12 protein-coding genes are annotated in these 17,012 nt (G+C 66.3%); 11 read left to right on the top strand and 1 reads right to left on the bottom strand.

What is annotated here, in order from left to right; translation table 11 throughout:
- Positions 1-128: 128 nt before the first annotated feature.
- The 11 genes from katG to L1965_RS13105 all read left to right on the top strand — a co-directional run bounded on the left by katG (position 129) and on the right by L1965_RS13105 (position 15,693).
- The gene (gene katG, locus L1965_RS13155) at positions 129-2,345 is read left to right on the top strand and encodes a catalase/peroxidase HPI (protein ID WP_235756905.1); all 2,217 of its coding nucleotides are present in this window, start codon (positions 129-131) and stop codon (positions 2,343-2,345) included.
- 209 nt (positions 2,346-2,554) lie between these two features.
- Entirely contained in the window at positions 2,555-3,736 is a 1,182-nt protein-coding gene (locus L1965_RS13150; RefSeq protein WP_235756904.1) for an efflux RND transporter periplasmic adaptor subunit, read from the top strand.
- 43 nt (positions 3,737-3,779) lie between these two features.
- Positions 3,780-6,902 (top strand): efflux RND transporter permease subunit, encoded by a 3,123-nt coding sequence (locus tag L1965_RS13145; RefSeq protein WP_235756903.1) that lies wholly within the window; start codon positions 3,780-3,782, stop codon positions 6,900-6,902.
- Between the two features lie 49 nt (positions 6,903-6,951).
- Entirely contained in the window at positions 6,952-7,839 is an 888-nt protein-coding gene (locus tag L1965_RS13140; protein WP_235756902.1) for a LysR family transcriptional regulator, read from the top strand.
- Positions 7,840-7,923: 84 nt separating this feature from the next.
- On the top strand, positions 7,924-8,400 hold the full coding sequence (locus tag L1965_RS13135) for a formate dehydrogenase subunit gamma (RefSeq protein ID WP_235756901.1): 477 nt from the start codon (positions 7,924-7,926) through the stop codon (positions 8,398-8,400).
- The gene (locus L1965_RS13130) at positions 8,397-9,914 is read left to right on the top strand and encodes a formate dehydrogenase beta subunit (protein WP_235756900.1); all 1,518 of its coding nucleotides are present in this window, start codon (positions 8,397-8,399) and stop codon (positions 9,912-9,914) included. Before L1965_RS13135 ends, L1965_RS13130 begins: the two co-directional genes overlap by 4 nt.
- On the top strand, positions 9,911-12,844 hold the full coding sequence (gene fdhF, locus L1965_RS13125; protein ID WP_235756899.1) for a formate dehydrogenase subunit alpha: 2,934 nt from the start codon (positions 9,911-9,913) through the stop codon (positions 12,842-12,844). Before L1965_RS13130 ends, fdhF begins: the two co-directional genes overlap by 4 nt.
- 3 nt (positions 12,845-12,847) lie before the next feature.
- The gene (gene fdhD / locus L1965_RS13120; protein ID WP_235756898.1) at positions 12,848-13,687 is read left to right on the top strand and encodes a formate dehydrogenase accessory sulfurtransferase FdhD; all 840 of its coding nucleotides are present in this window, start codon (positions 12,848-12,850) and stop codon (positions 13,685-13,687) included.
- Complete coding sequence (locus L1965_RS13115) at positions 13,677-13,877, top strand: formate dehydrogenase subunit delta (RefSeq protein ID WP_235756897.1); 201 nt, start codon at positions 13,677-13,679, stop codon at positions 13,875-13,877. Before fdhD ends, L1965_RS13115 begins: the two co-directional genes overlap by 11 nt.
- 56 nt (positions 13,878-13,933) lie before the next feature.
- The gene (locus L1965_RS13110) at positions 13,934-14,884 is read left to right on the top strand and encodes a diacylglycerol/lipid kinase family protein (protein ID WP_235756896.1); all 951 of its coding nucleotides are present in this window, start codon (positions 13,934-13,936) and stop codon (positions 14,882-14,884) included.
- Positions 14,881-15,693, top strand: coding sequence for a metallophosphoesterase family protein (locus tag L1965_RS13105; protein WP_235756895.1), 813 nt, complete (start codon positions 14,881-14,883; stop codon positions 15,691-15,693). The genes L1965_RS13110 and L1965_RS13105 overlap by 4 nt, the downstream gene beginning before the upstream one ends.
- 378 nt (positions 15,694-16,071) lie before the next feature.
- Here L1965_RS13105 and L1965_RS13100 read toward each other — a convergent pair whose 3' ends face one another.
- Positions 16,072-16,716: a hypothetical protein gene (locus L1965_RS13100; RefSeq protein WP_235756894.1), complete on the bottom strand. Its 645-nt coding sequence runs from the start codon at positions 16,714-16,716 to the stop codon at positions 16,072-16,074.
- Between the last annotated feature and the right edge of the window lie 296 nt (positions 16,717-17,012).

Raw genomic sequence — 17,012 nt, 5'->3', positions numbered from 1 at the left:
GGCTCGGCGGGATCGATCCGCCATCGTGGCGTGACGCGACGCCGAACAGGTGTCGGGTTGCTGCCCCGTGGTGGAACCGCCGGAATCGCGGCGCGGCGCGGCCATTCCATTCCACAGGGGAGACGATCATGGACGGAAACGATATCGAGACAGGCGGCGGTTGCCCGGTGATGCATGGCGGGTTCAAGAACGCCACGCTCGAGGTGCGGTCGAACCGCGACTGGTGGCCGAACCAGCTGAACCTGAAGATCCTGCATCAGAACACGCCGCTCGGAAATCCGATGGGCGGCGATTTCGATTACGCCGCCGCGTTCAAGCGGCTCGACATGGACGCGGTCAAGCGGGACCTGTTCGCGCTGATGACCGACAGCAAGGACTGGTGGCCGGCCGATTACGGCCATTACGGTCCGTTCTTCATCCGCATGGCGTGGCACAGCGCGGGGACGTACCGGACCGGCGACGGGCGCGGCGGCTCGGCCTCGGGCAGCCAGCGTTTCGCGCCGCTGAACAGCTGGCCCGACAACGCCAATCTGGACAAGGCCCGGCGTCTGCTGTGGCCAGTCAAGCAGAAATACGGCGACGCTCTGTCCTGGGCCGACCTGATGATCCTTGCCGGCAACTGCGCCATCGAATCGATGGGTGGCAAGGTCTTCGGCTTCGGCGGCGGCCGCGAGGATATCTGGGAGCCCGAGGAGGACATCTACTGGGGCACCGAAGAAGAGTGGCTGGCCACGTCCGACACGAAGGGCAGCCGCTATTCGGGCGACCGCGTGCTGGAAAACCCGCTGGCCGCCGTGCAGATGGGGCTGATCTACGTGAACCCGGAAGGGCCGGACGGCAACCCCGACCCGGTCGCCTCGGGCCGTGACATCCGCGAGACCTTTGCCCGGATGGGGATGAACGACGAGGAGACCGTTGCCCTGACCGCCGGCGGCCACACATTCGGCAAATGCCACGGTGCCGGTGACGCGGCCCTGGTCGGCCGCGAGCCCGAGGGCGAGGACATCGCCGCCCAGGGTCTGGGCTGGGTCAGCCGTCACGAAAGCGGCAAGGGCGGCCACACCATCACCTCGGGCATCGAGGGGGCATGGACGCCGAACCCGGTCGCCTGGGACAACGGCTATTTCGACATGCTGTTCGGCTATGAATGGGAACTGACGAAAAGCCCCGCCGGCGCGCATCAGTGGACCCCGATCGGAGTCGACGAGGATCACATGGCGCCGGCCGCCGACGATTCAAACCGCAAGGTCAAGACCATCATGACCACCGCCGACATGGCGATGCGGATGGACCCGATCTACGAGCCGATCTCGCGCCGCTTCCACCAGAACCCGGACGAGCTGAAAGAGGCCTTTGCCCGCGCATGGTTCAAGCTGACCCACCGCGACATGGGTCCGAAGGCGCGCTATCTGGGCAACGAGGTCCCCTCCGAGGATCTTCTGTGGCAAGACCCGGTCCCGGCGGTCGATCATCCGCTGATCGACACGCAGGACATCGCCGATCTCAAGGCAAGGATCATGGCATCGGGGCTCGGCGTGGCAGAGCTGGTCCAGACCGCCTGGGCCTCGGCGGCGACGTTCCGCGGCTCGGACAAGCGGGGCGGCGCGAATGGCGCGCGGATCCGGCTGGCACCCCAGAAGGACTGGGAGGTCAACCAGCCCGAGCAGCTTTCGAAAGTGCTGGGCGTGCTGGAAGGGATCCAGTTTGATTTCAACGCCAGCGCCACGGGCGGAAAGCGGGTGTCGCTGGCCGATCTGATCGTGCTGGGCGGCGTCGCGGCGATCGAACAGGCCGCTGGCGGCGCGATCGAGATGCCCTTCACCCCGGGCCGCACCGATGCCAGCCAGGATCAGACCGATGTCGAGGGCATGGCGGTCCTGGAACCCGAGGCCGACGGCTTCCGCAACTATCTGAAGGCCGATTATACCGTGCCGACGGAAAAGATGCTTGTGGACCGGGCGCAGCTGCTGACGCTGACCGCGCCTGAAATGACGGTGCTGATCGGTGGCCTGCGCGTGCTTGGGGCCAATCACGGCCAGTCCAGCCACGGCGTGTTCACCGACCGTCCCGGCCAGCTGACGAACGATTTCTTCGTCAACCTTCTGGACATGGGAACCGAATGGAAAGCCGTCGAGGGCTCGACCGAGCTTTACGAGGGGCATGACCGGACGACCGGCGAACGGAAATGGACCGGAACGCGCGTCGATCTGGTCTTCGGCTCGAACTCGCAGCTGCGGGCGCTGGCTGAGGTCTATGCCTGCGAGGGCAACCAGCCGAAGTTCCTGCGCGATTTCGTTCGCGCGTGGACCAAGGTGATGAACGCCGATCGGTTCGATCTGGCCTGATCCGACCTGACCGGCGCGGCGGCTTTTGCCCGTCGCCGCGCCGGAAGCTTCCCCGGCCCTTCATGCGGCCACGGCATGGCTGGCGCCCGACCATGTCCGGTGAGTGTTGCCTTTTTTCACGATAGCGTTAGCGTAACCTCGACCGCGTGTTTCGCGGTCTCGGTTCCCTTTGCGAACGCGACCACTCACATTCAAGCGGACCTGCCGGCATGGAAACGCTGTCCCGAACCCTGTTGATCGCCGGCCTGATGGCGACCGTGGTCCTGGCGCTGCCGGTGCTGGCCCAGCAGCAGCCCGGCGGCGAGGCGCCGCCGCCTGCGGTGACCGTGGTCACGCTTCAGGCTTCGGACGTGACGCTGACGGCCAGCCTGCCTGGCCGGGTCATTGCCTCGGCCGAAGCCGAGCTGCGCCCGCAGGTGAACGGTCTCATCACCGAAAGGCTGTTCGACGAGGGCAGCCAGGTCGAGGAAGGCGCGCCGCTTTACCGGATCGACCCGCGCAGCTACGAGGCCGGCGTGGCGCAGGCCGAGGCGGCCCTGGCCCAGGCCACCGCCCAGGCTGATGCCGCCCGTCGCGACGCCGAACGCGTCGCGGCCCTGCGCGACCGCCGCGTCGCCAGCGAACAGACCCAGGACAGTGCCGTGGCCGCGCGCGACGCCGCCGACGCTGCCGTCAAGGCGGCCGAGGCGCAGCTGATGGCGGCCCGCATCGACCTTGACCGGACCACGATCACCGCCCCGATCGGCGGGGTCATCGGCCTGGCTCAGGCCAGCCAGGGCGCGCTGGTCACGGCCAGCCAGACCGCGCCGCTTGCGGTGATCCGGCGGATCGATCCGGTGCGCGTCGACGTGACCCAGTCCGCCGCCGAGATCGTCCGGTGGCAGCGCCAGGGCCCCGCGGCCGCGCTGCCCGAGGGCGCCGACCGCACGGTTGCGCTTCGGCTGGCCGACGGCTCGATCTATGAACACACCGCCTCGCTGACCGCCGCCGAACCGCATGTGGACGAGACGACCGGCGTGATTACCCTGCGGATGGAAGTCGCCAACCCCGACGGCATTCTGCTGCCCGGGATGTATGTGCTGGCCGATCTGCCGCAGGCGCATCTGCGCGGCGCCATCCTTGCACCCCAGGAAGGTGTCACACGCGACCGGCGCGGCCGCCCGGTCGCGATGGTCGTGAACGCCGACAACGTGGTCGAGGAACGACTGCTGGATATCATCCAGGATCAGGGCAACCGCTGGGTCGTCCGGGACGGGCTGGTGGCGGGCGAACGGATCGTCGTGGCGGGTTTGCAGAAGATCGGCGCCGGCATGACCGTGACCCCTGAAGAGCGCGACGATGCTGGATCGACCGAAGGCCCGGCCGCCGGCGCGGGCCCGGCCAGCGACTGACAGCACGACGACCGCCGCAAGCAGGACAAGCGAAAGATCAGTCATGGCCCGTTTCTTCATCGACCGTCCTGTTTTTGCCTGGGTCATCTCGATCATCATCATGGGGATCGGCCTGCTGTCGATCCTGTCGTTGCCGGTCGCGCAGTATCCGCAGATCGCGCCGCCATCGGTGGCGGTCCGCGCCACCTATCCGGGGGCGTCGGCGGAGACCGTGGCCAACACCGTCACGCAGATCATCGAACAGCAGATGACCGGGCTGGACGGTCTGCGCTACATGTCGTCGAACTCGACCTCGGCGGGCAGTTCCACGATCACCCTTACCTTCGAGACCGGCACCGACGTGGACATCGCCCAGGTGCAGGTGCAGAACAAGCTTTCGCAGGCGATGCCGCTGCTGCCCGAACCCGTGCAGCGACAGGGCGTGCAGGTCCAGAAATCGGCGTCCGGCTTTCTGATGGTCATCGGCCTGATCGGCGACGAGGAGTATGACCAGACCGATCTGTCGGACTATCTGGTGACCAACCTCGTCGATGATCTCAGCCGGATCGAGGGGGTCGGTAGCGTGCAGGTCTTCGGCGCGAAATATGCGATGCGGATCTGGCTGGACCCGTCCAGGCTGGCCGCCTACGAGCTTTCGCCGTCGGACGTGGTCTCGGCGGTCGCGGCCCAGAACACCCAGATTTCGGCGGGCGCCTTCGGCAGCGAGCCCGCGCCCGACGGCCAGCAGCTGAACGCCACCGTCACCGCGCAATCGCTTCTGTCGACGCCCGAGGATTTCCGCCAGATCGTGCTGCGCGCCGAGGAAAATGGCGGGCTGGTCCTCTTGCAGGATGTGGCGCGGGTCGAGATCGGGGCGGAAAGCTATTCCTCGACGGCGACCTTCAACGGCCGGCCTTCGACCGGCATGGCGATCAGCCTTGCCCCCGGCGCAAACGCGCTGGACACCGCCGACCGGGTGAAGCAGCGGATGGCGGAGTTCGCGCAGTTCTTCCCGGAAGGCGTCGACTACGTGATCCCGTTCGACACCTCGCCCTTCGTCCGGATCTCGATCGAGGAGGTGGTCAAGACGCTGATCGAGGCGATCGTGCTGGTCACCGCCGTCATGTTCGTGTTCCTGCAAAGCTGGCGCGCGACCCTGATCCCGGCGCTGGCGGTGCCGATCGTGCTGCTGGGCACGTTCGGGATCATGGCGGCCTTCGGCTTTACCATCAACACGCTGACCATGCTGGCGATGGTGCTGGCCATCGGCCTGCTGGTCGATGACGCGATCGTGGTGGTCGAGAACGTCGAACGGATCATGGAGGAAGAGGGGTTGTCCCCGCGCGAGGCGACGCGGAAATCCATGGGCCAGATCACCGGCGCGCTGATCGGGATCGCGCTGGTCTTGTCGGCGGTGTTCGTTCCGATGGCGTTTTTCGGCGGCTCGACCGGGGTGATCTACCAGCAATTCGCGATCACCATCGTCTCGGCCATGGGGCTGTCGGTGGTCGTCGCGCTGACCCTGACGCCGGCGCTGTGCGCCTCGATGCTGAAGCCGGCTCATGCCCGGAAGCGCGGGCTGTTCAGGCTGTTCAACCGCGGCTTCGACCAGACGACGAAAGGCTATACCGGGGCGGTGGGCTGGATCGTGCGGCGACCGTTGCGGGTGCTGCTGATCTATGCCGGTCTTGGGCTGGTCATGGCGCTGCTGTTCGTCCGCACGCCCGAGGGCTTTCTGCCCGATGAGGATCAGGGCATCATGTTCGTCCTGGTCAGTGCCCCCACCGGCGCCACCACCGGGCGGACGATCGCGGTCCTCGAGCAGGTTCAGGACTACATGCTGAACCAGGAATCCGAGGCGGTGGAATCGATGTTCGCCGTGGCCGGGTTCAGCTTTGCGGGGCAGGGGCAGAATGTCGGCATCGCCTTCGTGCGGCTGAAGGACTGGGACCAGCGGCCCGATCCCTCGCAATCGGTGCAGGCCGTGGCGGGCCGGGCCTTCGGCGCGCTGAGCCAGATCCGCGATGCGATGGTTTTTCCGATCGTGCCGCCCTCGGTGATCGAGTTGGGCAACGTGTCGGGATTCGACTTCTATCTTCAGGCGCGCGGCGGGCAGTCGCATGAACAACTGCTTGCGGCGCGCAACCAGTTGCTGGGCATGGCCGGGCAAAGCACGCTGATCGCACAGGCGCGCCCCTCGGGGCTCGAGGATGCGGCGCAGTATCGGCTGGACGTGGACTGGCGCAAGGCCGGTGCGATGGGCGTCACCGCGACGGATGTCGCGAACCTGTTGCAGGTCGCCTGGACCGGTGCCTATGTGAATGATTTCGTCGATCGCGGCCGCATCAAGCGTGTCTATGTGCAGGGCGAGGCCGAGGCCCGGGCCACGCCTGCGGACCTGGAAAAGTGGCGGGTCCGGAATGTGACGGGCGGACTGGTGCCATTCTCGAATTTCGCGGAAGGAAGCTGGACCTTCGGGCCACAGGGGCTGACCCGATATAACGGCATTCCCTCGATGCAGATCCAGGGCGGCCCGGCGCCCGGTGTCGCGTCGGGCGAGGCCATGGCCGAGATCGAGCGACTGGTGGCCCAGATTCCCGGCGGCTTCGACGTCGCCTGGACGGGACTTTCGCTTGAGGAACGTGAATCGGGCGATCAGACCCTGCTGCTTTACGCCCTGTCGCTGGCTGCGGTCTTTCTGTGCCTTGCGGCGCTTTATGAAAGCTGGTCGATCCCGCTGGCGGTGATCCTGGTCATGCCGATCGGGATCCTTGGCGCGCTTGTGGGGGCGTTTCTGGGACGGTTCGACAATGGCGTGTTCTTCCAGGTCGGTCTTCTGACGGTGATCGGACTGACCGGCAAGAACGCCATCCTGATCGTGGAATTCGCCCGCGGGCAGTCGGAATCCGGCATGCCGCTGTTCCGCGCCGTCGTCGAGGCCGCCCGCCAGCGTTTCCGCCCGATCATCATGACCTCGATCGCGTTCTCTCTGGGCGTGCTGCCGCTGGTGCTGTCCAGTGGTGCGGGCGCGAACGGTCGCAACGCGATCGGCGCGACGGTGCTGGGCGGGACGCTGGCCGCCACGGTGCTGGGCATCCTGTTCGCGCCGCTGTTCTTTGTGTTGATGCGCAGGCTTCTGGGGCGCAAGGACCAGATGGACGACACGCCGGTTTCGCGAGACCGTTGACGCCGGGCCGCGCGGCGGGCTTGATGGCGTCGATGAAGCGGGGGATGCCTTGATCGACAAGCTCGAGATGTTTCTGGCGGTCGCCAAGGAGGCCCATTTCGGCCGCGCGGCGCAATCGCTGGGGATCACCCAGCCGACCCTGTCGGCGGGAATCAAGCAGCTTGAGGCACAGCTTGGCGTCCTGCTGATCTTTCGCGGCTCGCGCTATGGCGGGCTGACGCCCGAGGGCCAGTCGGCGCTGATCTGGGCGCGACGTATCGTCGGCGACACAAGGCAGTTGCGCGAAGAGATGCGCGCCACCCGCCACGGGCTGTCGGGACGGCTGCGCATCGCGGTGATCCCGACGGCGCTGACATGGGCGGCCAAGATCAGCGCCCGCTTCGGCAAGGCGCATCCCAATGTCGGCTTCACGATCCTGTCGCGCACCTCGGTCGAAATCCTGCAGATGATCGACGATCTCGATGTGGATGCGGGCATCTCGTATCTGGACAACGAACCGCTTGGCAAGGTCAGCATGGTGCGGCTTTACGATGAACGCTACATGCTGGTCTGCGAGGCGGCCTCGCCGCTGGCCGCGCGCGACAGGGTGGCCTGGTCGGACCTGGAGGGGCACCGGCTGTGCCTGCTGACCTCTGACATGCAGAACCGGCGGATCATCAACCGCAACCTCGCCGCCGCCGGGGTGACGCCGCAGGCCACCGTCGAATCCAGTTCGACCGTGGTTCTTGTCTCGCATGTGCTGGAGGGCGGCTGGGTGACCATCCTGCCCGAGGACATCGCCAGGTTTCTCAGTCACGGCAAGGCGCTGCGGCTGGTGCAGCTGGCACGGCCCGAAACCATCCACGCGGTCGGCCTCGTCGCGCCCTGGCGCGAACCGCATACCCCGGTCCTGGAGGCGCTGCTGGCCGAGGCGCGGCGGATGGTTGGGGATAGATAATCTCTATCGAGCGACGGAACAACGATATTGATTTTGGATCGTCAAACCTGTTTCCTTGTGTTCAGAATTCTCGAAAGGCCAGCCATGACGCTTTCATCGCCAGCCCCGACAGAGGGTGAGATCCGGGCCATCGTCGCCCCTCTGACCTCTCTGGAAGGGCCGCTTCTGCCCATGCTGCACGCGTTGCAGGATGAATACGGCTTCGTGCCCGAACCTGCCGTGCCGGTTCTGGCCGAGGTGCTCAATCTCGGCCGGGCCGAGGTGCATGGCGTCATCAGCTTCTACCATGACTTCCGCAAGTCCCCGGCCGGAAAGCATATTCTGAAAATCTGCCGGGCCGAGGCCTGCCAGTCCATGGGCGGCAACGCGCTGGCGGAAGCGACGCTGGCCAAGCTGGGCATCGGCTGGCACGATACCACCCGCAACGGTGCCGTGACGGTCGAGCCGGTCTATTGCCTCGGGATGTGCGCCTGCGCGCCCGCGGCGATGCTGGACGACCGCGTGGTCGCGCGGCTGGACGAGGCGCGAATGGACAAGCTGCTGAACGAGGCCGGCGCATGAAGATCTGGGTTCCCATGGACAGCGCCGCCAAGGCCGTCGGCGCCAACGACGTGGCCGAAGCGATCGCCCGCGAGGCCGGATCACGCGGAATTGATGTGCAGATCATCCGCAACGGAACGCGCGGCATGATCTGGCTGGAGCCGCTGGTCGAGATCGACGCGGGCGAGGGACGCGTGGCGTTCGGGCCGGTCACGCCCGAGGACGCCGGCGCTCTGCTTGACGGCGAACTGGACAGCCTGGGCCGCGTCGAGGACATTCCGTTCTTCGCGCGCCAGACGCGCCTGACATTTGCCCGCTGCGGCATCATCGATCCGCTGGACCTGGACGAGTATCAGGCCCATGGCGGGCTGGCCGGTCTGCGCCGGGCCATCGGCATGGGCCGCGAGGCCATCGTGCAGGAGGTCACCGACAGCGGGTTGCGCGGCCGCGGCGGCGCGGGCTTTCCGACCGGCATCAAGTGGAAGACGGTGATGCAGGCCGAGGCCACGCAGAAATACATCGTCTGCAACGCCGATGAGGGCGACAGCGGCACATTCGCCGACCGGATGATCATGGAGGGCGATCCGTTCACGCTGATCGAAGGCATGGTGATCGCCGGTCTCGGCGTCGGCGCGACGCGCGGCTACGTCTATCTGCGGTCCGAATATCCCGATGCGATCAAGGTGATGAACCGGGCCGTGCAGATCGCCCGCAGCGCCGGCGTGCTTGGGCCTGCGGTGCTGGGATCGGGCCACGCATTCGACATGGAGATCCGGGTCGGCGCGGGCGCCTATGTCTGCGGTGAGGAAACCAGCCTGCTGAACTCGCTTGAAGGCAAGCGCGGCGTGGTTCGCGCCAAGCCGCCCCTTCCGGCGCTTGAAGGCTTCCTCGGCAAGCCGACCGTGGTCAACAACGTCATCAGCCTGGCGACCGTGCCGGTGATCTTCGAACGCGGCGCGGCGCTGTATGCCGGGCTGGGACATAACCGCTCGCGCGGAACGGCGACCTTGCAGATCGCCGGCAATGTCCGGCGCGGCGGGCTGTTCGAGGCCGGGTTCGGCATCACCCTGGGCGAGGTCGTGAACGACATCGCCGGGGGCACCGCAAGCGGCCGGCCGGTCAAGGCCGTGCAGGTCGGAGGACCGCTTGGGGCCTATATGCCGGTCTCGAAATTCGACACGGCGATGGGCTACGAGGAGTTCGATGCCGAGGGCGGGCTGATCGGCCATGCCGGGCTTGTGGTCTTTGACGACAGCGCCGACATGCTGCACATGGCGCGCTTCGCGATGGAATTCTGCGCCATCGAAAGCTGCGGCAAATGCACACCCTGCCGGATCGGCGCGGTGCGCGGCGTCGAGACGATCGACCGCATTGCCGCGGGCGATGCCGCCGCCGCCGCACTTCTGACCGATCTTTGTGATACGATGCGGGATGGCTCGCTATGCGCGCTGGGGGGCTTCACGCCCTATCCGGTCATGTCCGCGCTGCAGAACTTTCCCGACGACTTCGCGACCCAGAAGGAGGCCGCCGAATGAAGGACTTCATCATCCCGCAATTTGCACCTGGCGACGACCGCGACATGGGCACTCCGGCCCGGACGGGCGCGCCGGTCACGCTGACCATCGACGGTTTCGGCGTCACCGTGCCCGAGGGCACCTCGGTGCTGCGCGCGGCTGCCCAGGTCGGGATCATGGTGCCCAAGCTGTGCGCCAGCGACAACATGGAAGCCTTCGGGTCATGCCGCCTGTGCGTGGTCGAGATCGAGGGACGGCGCGGCACGCCCGCATCCTGCACGACCCCGGTCGCCGAGGGCATGGTGGTCCATACCCAGTCGGGCAAGATCAAGAAGATCCGTCGCGGCGTGATGGAGCTGTATATCAGCGACCACCCGCTGGACTGCCTGACCTGTGCGGCCAATGGCGATTGCGAATTGCAGGATACGGCAGGGCAGGTGGGTCTGCGCGACGTGCGCTACACGCCCGGCCAGAACCATTTCGACCCGACCGATACCGGCGCGCGCAGCCAGGCCGAGGCCCGTCTGCGGATGCCGGTCGCCGAGGCCAATCCGCGCTACACGCCCAAGGACGAAAGCAACCCGTATTTCACCTTCGACCCGTCGAAATGCATCGTCTGCTCGCGTTGCGTGCGGGCCTGCGAAGAGGTGCAGGGCACGTTTGCCCTGACCATCGAGGGGCGCGGCTTCGAAAGCAAGGTCAGTGCCGGCACCGCGACCGATGATTTCCTGACGTCGGACTGCGTCAGTTGCGGCGCCTGCATCCAGGCCTGCCCGACCGCGACGCTGCAGGAAAAATCGGTGATCGAGATGGGTACGCCCGAACGCTCGATCCTCACCACCTGCGCCTATTGCGGGGTCGGCTGCACCTTCAAGGCCGAGATGAACGGCGATGAGCTGGTGCGGATGGTGCCCTACAAGCACGGCAAGGCGAATCGCGGCCATAGCTGCATCAAGGGTCGCTTCGCCTATGGCTATGCCCAGCACAAGGACCGCATCCTGAAGCCGATGATCCGCGACACGATCGAGGAACCCTGGCGCGAGGTCGAATGGGACGAGGCGCTGGCCTTCGCCGCCGACCGCATGCTGGGATTGCAGCGGAAATACGGACGCCGCTCGGTCGGGGTGATCACCTCCAGCCGCTGCACCAACGAGGAAACCTACCTGGTTCAGAAAATGGCCCGCGCGGTGTTCATGAACAACAACACCGACACCTGCGCGCGGGTGTGCCACTCGCCGACCGGTTACGGGCTCGGCAAGACCTTCGGAACCTCGGCCGGGACTCAGGATTTCGACAGCGTCGAAAAGTCCGACGTGGTCATGATCATCGGCGCGAATCCGACGGACGGCCACCCGGTCTTCGCCAGCCGTCTGAAAAAGCGGCTGCGTGAGGGGGCAAGGCTGATCGTCGTCGATCCGCGCCGCACGGACATCGTGCGCAGCCCGCATGTCGAGGCCGCCTACCACCTGCCGCTGCGTCCGGGGACGAATGTCGCCGTGGTCACCGCGATGGCGCATGTGATCGTGACCGAAGGCCTGGTGAACGAAGCCTTCATCCGCGAACGCTGCGACTGGGACGAGTTCCAGTATTACGTCGATTTCGTCAGCCAGGACCGCCACAGCCCCGAGGCGATGGAGGCTCTGACCGGCGTTCCCGCTGCCGATCTGCGCGCGGCCGCGCGGCTTTACGCGACCGGCGGAAACGGCGCGATCTATTACGGTCTGGGCGTGACCGAACACAGCCAGGGCTCGACCACCGTGATGGGCATCGCCAATCTGGCGATGCTGACCGGCAATGTCGGACGCGAGGGCGTCGGCGTGAACCCGCTGCGCGGCCAGAACAATGTGCAGGGCAGTTGCGACATGGGCAGCTTTCCCCATGAATTGCCGGGCTATCGCCATGTGAAACTGCCCGATGTGCGCGAGATCTTCGAAAAGGCCTGGGGAGTCGAGATCGATCCCGAGCCGGGCCTGAGGATCCCCAACATGCTGGACGCGGCGGTCGATGGCACCTTCAAGGGTCTCTATTGCCAGGGCGAGGATATCCTGCAATCGGACCCCGACACCCATCACGTTGCGGCGGGTCTGAAGGCGATGGAATGCGTCATCGTCCATGACCTGTTCCTGAACGAGACGGCGAATTATGCCCATGTGTTCCTGCCGGGCAGCAGCTTTCTTGAGAAAGAGGGCACCTTCACCAACGCCGAGCGCCGCATCAACCGCGTCCGCCGGGTGATCCACCCCCTGAACGGCTACGAGGACTGGGAGGTGACGCAGCTTCTGGCCAACGCGATGGGCGCGAACTGGCACTACACCCATGCCAGCCAGATCATGGACGAGATCGCCGCCACGACACCCAGCTTCGCCAATGTCAGCTTTGATCTGCTTGAAGAAAAGGGCAGCGTCCAGTGGCCATGCAACGACGACGCGCCCGAGGGCACGCCGACCATGCATGTCGATCACTTCGTCTCGGGCAAGGGGCATTTCATCGTCACCGAGTATCTGGCGACCGACGAGAAATCGGGCCCGCGCTTCCCGCTGCTGCTGACGACCGGTCGCATTCTGTCGCAATACAATGTCGGTGCGCAGACGCGACGGACGGCGAATGTGGTCTGGCACCCCGAGGACGTGCTGGAAATCCACCCCCACGATGCCGAACTTCGCGGCGTGAACGAGGGCGACTGGGTCCGGCTGGCCTCGCGTGCGGGGGAAACCACGCTGCGGGCCACGCTGACCGACAAGGTGGCGCCCGGCGTGGTCTACACGACGTTCCACCATCCGGCGACGCAGGCCAATGTGGTGACCACCGACTTCTCGGACTGGGCGACGAACTGCCCGGAATACAAGGTGACGGCGGTGCAGGTCAGCCCCTCGAACGGGCCGTCGGACTGGCAGGAAAGCTATAACGAGCAGGCCGAAAGGTCACGCCGGATCCTGCCGGCGGCGGAATAGCGCATGGACTTGCCGCAGCCCCTTGGGGCGACGGAGGCTTTGCACATCCATGCCCTGGACGGATCGCGGGGCAGCCGCAGCGCCATAAGCCGTGTCCTGCCCGAGGAGACGGCGGTGGCGATGGTCTATGACGGCACCAGTCACGCCGTGATGATGGCCAGCCCCGCGGATATCCGCGATTTCGCGACCGGTTTTTCGCTGTCCGAGGGCATCGTGACCGACATTGCCCAGATCGCATCCTGTGAGATCGTGGCGCATGATCAGGGGATCGAGGCGCGGCTTTGGCTGACCGAGGACCGCGCCGAGGCGCTGGCCGCGCGCCGTCGGACACTGGCCGGGCCGGTCGGCTGCGGGCTGTGCGGGATTGACAGTCTGGATCAGGTCGCCCGACCGCTTCCCGATCTGCGCAAGGCGGGCCCGGTGCTGACCGCCGGGCAGATCGCCGCGGCCACCCAATCCCTGCGCGCGTGGCAACGGATGCATGACCAGTGCCGCGCCGTCCATGCGGCCGGTTTCCTGCTGCCCGGACGCGGGGTGATCCTGGCCCGCGAGGATGTCGGCCGCCACAACGCTCTTGACAAGCTGATCGGCGCGATGGCGCGACAAGGGCTTGATGCGGGACAGGGCGCTTTTGTCCTGACCAGCCGCGTCTCGGTCGAGATGGTGCAGAAATGCGCGATGGCCGGTTGCGCCATGCTGGTCGCCGTCTCGGCCCCGACGCTTCACGCGCTGCGGCTGGCCGAGGGCGCGGGCGTGACCCTGGCCGCCCTTGCGCGCGGCGCGGATTTTGATCTCTTTTCCCACCCTGAACGCATGAAGGCCGAGGTTTCCGATGTCGCCTGAGAAAATGATTATGATGGCCAACCAGATTGCCAGCTTCTTCGACAGCCAACCCGGCAACGCGCCCGAGAGGATCGCCGATCATTTGCGCGACTACTGGGAGCCGCGGATGCGGAGCCAGTTGGCAGAGTATGTCCAGGCCGGCGGCGCCGGTCTGAAGCCCAGTGTCGAAGAGGCCGTGCAACACTTGTGAAACCAGGCGACGCTTGCGCGGGTTGAGGGGTGAAACGATGATCCCACGGGCACCCCATGTCAGACGCCATCCACGACCTGTCGCAAAGCCGTCTTTGCGTCATCATGAATCTCGGCGCGGGCCGCAAGGACGACACGGGATTCGCCCGGGCGGTCACGCAGGCGCTGAAGCCCTGTTGCGCCGAATTTGCGCTGCGAAAGACCCGGCGCGGGTCGGATCTGGTGGACATGGCCAGCAGCGCCGTCGCGGACGGCTTTGACGTGGTGGTGGCCGCTGGCGGGGATGGCACCCAGTCTGCAGTCGCCAGCGCGCTGGCCGGGACCGGAACGGCCATGGGCGTTCTGCCCTGCGGAACATTCAACTATTTCGCGCGCGACCTTGGCGTTGGCGAGACGCTTGACGATGCGCTGGACACGATCCGCAACGCGCGGCTCACGCCGATCGATATCGGGCAGATCGAGAACCTGATCTTCCTGAACAATGTCAGCCTTGGCGCCTATCCGCATATCCTGAAGACGCGCGAAAGCATCTACAGGCGCTGGGGCCGGTCGCGCATCGCCGCCTACTGGTCGGTGCTGGTGGCGCTGCGTCGTCTGCGGCACCCGATGAGGCTGACGGCACGGATGGACGGCCAGTCGAGGCACTTCACAACGGCGCTGGTCTTCGTGGCGCGCAGCGCCTACCAGCTGGACAGCTTTGGCCTTGACGGGGCCGACGCCATCCGTGCGGGTCAGTTCGCGGTTCTGGTCGCCAGGGCAAGGCGACCGCTGCCGCTGATCCGGTCGGCGTTCCGCCTGGCCTTCGGCTTCTCTGCCAAGGACAGCGACTTCGACCTGATACTGACCGACGCGCTGACGATCGAGACGCCCAAGAAGCGCCATCTGATCGCGCATGACGGCGAAAAGACCGTGATGGCCTCGCCGCTGAATCTCAAGGTCTGGCTCGGCGGGCTGACCGTCCTGCTGCCGGCCGACGGCGTCAGCAAGACACGGGACCGCGCCACATGACGCGGATCGTCCATTTGTCGGATCTGCATTTCGGGTTTCACAGAAGCGAACTGGTCGAACCGTTGCTGGCGCGGCTGAACCGCCTTGAGGCCGATCTGGTGGTGGTGACCGGCGACCTGACCCATCGCGGACGGCCGGGCCAGTTCCACGACGCCGCTCGCTTTCTGTCGCGCATCACCGCGCCGGTCATGGCCGTCCCGGGCAATCACGACGTCCCGTTATACAATATCCCGGTGCGTTTCCTGATCCCCTGGTCGGGCTACCGCCAGGGGATCGGATCCGAGCTGTCGCCGGTGCGTGCGGCCGGTCAGGTCCGTGTCCTGGGGCTGAACAGCGTCGACCCGTTCGCGTGTCAGCGCGGGGTGATACGGCATACCCAGATCGCGCGTCTGGTGGCGGGGCTGGATCCGCTGGCCACCAATATCGTCGCGCTGCATCACCCGCTGCAGCACCTGCCCGGCATCGACAAGAAGCTGGCGCGTCGCGCGCCCGAGGCTCTGCACAGGCTGGAGCGGGCGGGCGCACAGATCGCCCTCAGCGGCCATCTTCACATCTGGGCGGCGCGCGCGTTGCTGGCCCGAGGCCATCCGTCCATCCTGCAGATCCAGGCCGGGACGGCGCTGTGCGCGCGGCCGAGCGATCTGCAGAACGAATTCGCCGTGCTCAGGATCGACGGGCCGCGCCTGACCATCGAACGCCATGTCGCGCCGATGGCCGAGCCGGATTTTCGCCCGCCCTCGTTCCAGCGGCTGACGCGCGAAAGCGGGTTTTGGGAAAGCCTCGGCCAGGTGCCTGATCCCGAGCCTTGATGCGGCCCTTGTTTCCTCCGTGCCTTGCAGCCATCGGTGCCGCGGCCAACCAGACCAGCGCAGCACCCGTGCCTGCAGGGCATGGGACCTGTGGTTTGCCCGACGTCGCGGGATGAAAGCCAAGGCGGCCGAAATTCAAGCGCCATCCGATCGGGTGCCGTCACATCGACGTCGCCGAGTTGCCGACCACCGCGGGCAAGCGCCGCCACGTTCCGAGCTTTGAGCGAACCGCCAAATTCTACGGCCAGATTCCACCTCGATAGCCACCCGGAATGACACCGAACGTGCCGGTGAAAGGACACCGGACTCGCGGACGCGGCCACGCCGGGACAGCACAACACCTGGTTCCGGCGCCGAGCGGCGCAGCCGGATCGTCTTCTAGTCGTTGCCGGCCACCCTGTCGGCTTCCATGCTGATGCGCCGTTGCAGGCGATCCAGAAGATGCCGGCGATCCCGGCGGCCGCGAATCTGGTGGGTGCGGGTCCGGATCGGCAGGAAGATGCGCTTGTCGCCCTTGCGATGGACCCGGAAGGATTGTTGTCCGGCGGCCAGCATCGAGTCCTGGCTGCTCTCTGCGACCACTGTCACGGTCATGCAATCGGCTCGGTCGATCTGTTCGGACTTTCCCAGGAAATTCAGGGCCCCGCGCAGAATGTCCGACATCGCGCCAAGATCGCGATATCTTGCTCGGTCCAGCGGCCCCTCGGTGGCTTGCAGGACTGGATCGGCGTCTTCCCGGTTCGACTGGATGCGGTTGTCACCGACGACCGCCTCGAACGTCTCGCCGTCGATCTCGATATCGGCGAACACCCCGGACACGAAGATCGGCTCGGCGCCCATGTTGCCGACGATCAGATGCGCGCGATCCGCGTTTCCGGCCACGCGGGTTATCAGGATATTGGTCTTCCGGCCGCGCTGGATGCTGCGCACCAGGATGTGCAGATAGACGATCCAAACGCTGGCGGTGACGATCTGCGCGGTGGCGGTGACCAGGGTCGCGTTCTGCGAAATCCAGTCCAGCATGGGCTTTCCCGTGAGTCCGTTCCAGGCTCAACCCGTGAGCGCAGAGGTTGTTCCCCGACCCGCGCGTCGTGAACGGAGGCGTCGGGCAGGATCGCGTCGCGCATCGATCGTGGAAAGCGGCCCGTGTCGGTCGAACCACCCCGTCACCGGCCACCCGCGGACGGACATGACCGCGCACCATGAGCCGCACGATCCTTGCCCGAGAGGCCAGCGCTTCGGCCGCCGGCAAGATGATGGTCCGACTCGACGACCATCGTTCGTTTTTTCAAGACCCCCCGCCCGGGGCTTCCTGGGCG

The sequence above is a fragment of the Paracoccus salsus genome (genome assembly GCF_021556615.1).
Lineage (GTDB): Bacteria > Pseudomonadota > Alphaproteobacteria > Rhodobacterales > Rhodobacteraceae > Paracoccus > Paracoccus salsus.
Note: the sequence above shows the minus strand (reverse complement) of the source record. Positions and strands in the feature narration are given on the sequence as shown.

What these genes read in the sequence shown, in the direction of transcription:
- katG (WP_235756905.1), top strand. Translation starts at nt 129, where the DNA reads ATGGACGGAAACGATATCGAGACAGGCGGCGGTTGCCCGGTGATGCAT.
- L1965_RS13150 (WP_235756904.1), top strand. Translation starts at nt 2,555, where the DNA reads ATGGAAACGCTGTCCCGAACCCTGTTGATCGCCGGCCTGATGGCGACC.
- L1965_RS13145 (WP_235756903.1), top strand. Translation starts at nt 3,780, where the DNA reads ATGGCCCGTTTCTTCATCGACCGTCCTGTTTTTGCCTGGGTCATCTCG.
- L1965_RS13135 (WP_235756901.1), top strand. Translation starts at nt 7,924, where the DNA reads ATGACGCTTTCATCGCCAGCCCCGACAGAGGGTGAGATCCGGGCCATC.
- L1965_RS13130 (WP_235756900.1), top strand. Translation starts at nt 8,397, where the DNA reads ATGAAGATCTGGGTTCCCATGGACAGCGCCGCCAAGGCCGTCGGCGCC.
- fdhF (WP_235756899.1), top strand. Translation starts at nt 9,911, where the DNA reads ATGAAGGACTTCATCATCCCGCAATTTGCACCTGGCGACGACCGCGAC.
- fdhD (WP_235756898.1), top strand. Translation starts at nt 12,848, where the DNA reads ATGGACTTGCCGCAGCCCCTTGGGGCGACGGAGGCTTTGCACATCCAT.
- L1965_RS13115 (WP_235756897.1), top strand. Translation starts at nt 13,677, where the DNA reads ATGTCGCCTGAGAAAATGATTATGATGGCCAACCAGATTGCCAGCTTC.
- L1965_RS13110 (WP_235756896.1), top strand. Translation starts at nt 13,934, where the DNA reads ATGTCAGACGCCATCCACGACCTGTCGCAAAGCCGTCTTTGCGTCATC.
- L1965_RS13105 (WP_235756895.1), top strand. Translation starts at nt 14,881, where the DNA reads ATGACGCGGATCGTCCATTTGTCGGATCTGCATTTCGGGTTTCACAGA.
- L1965_RS13100 (WP_235756894.1), bottom strand. Translation starts at nt 16,716, where the DNA reads ATGCTGGACTGGATTTCGCAGAACGCGACCCTGGTCACCGCCACCGCG.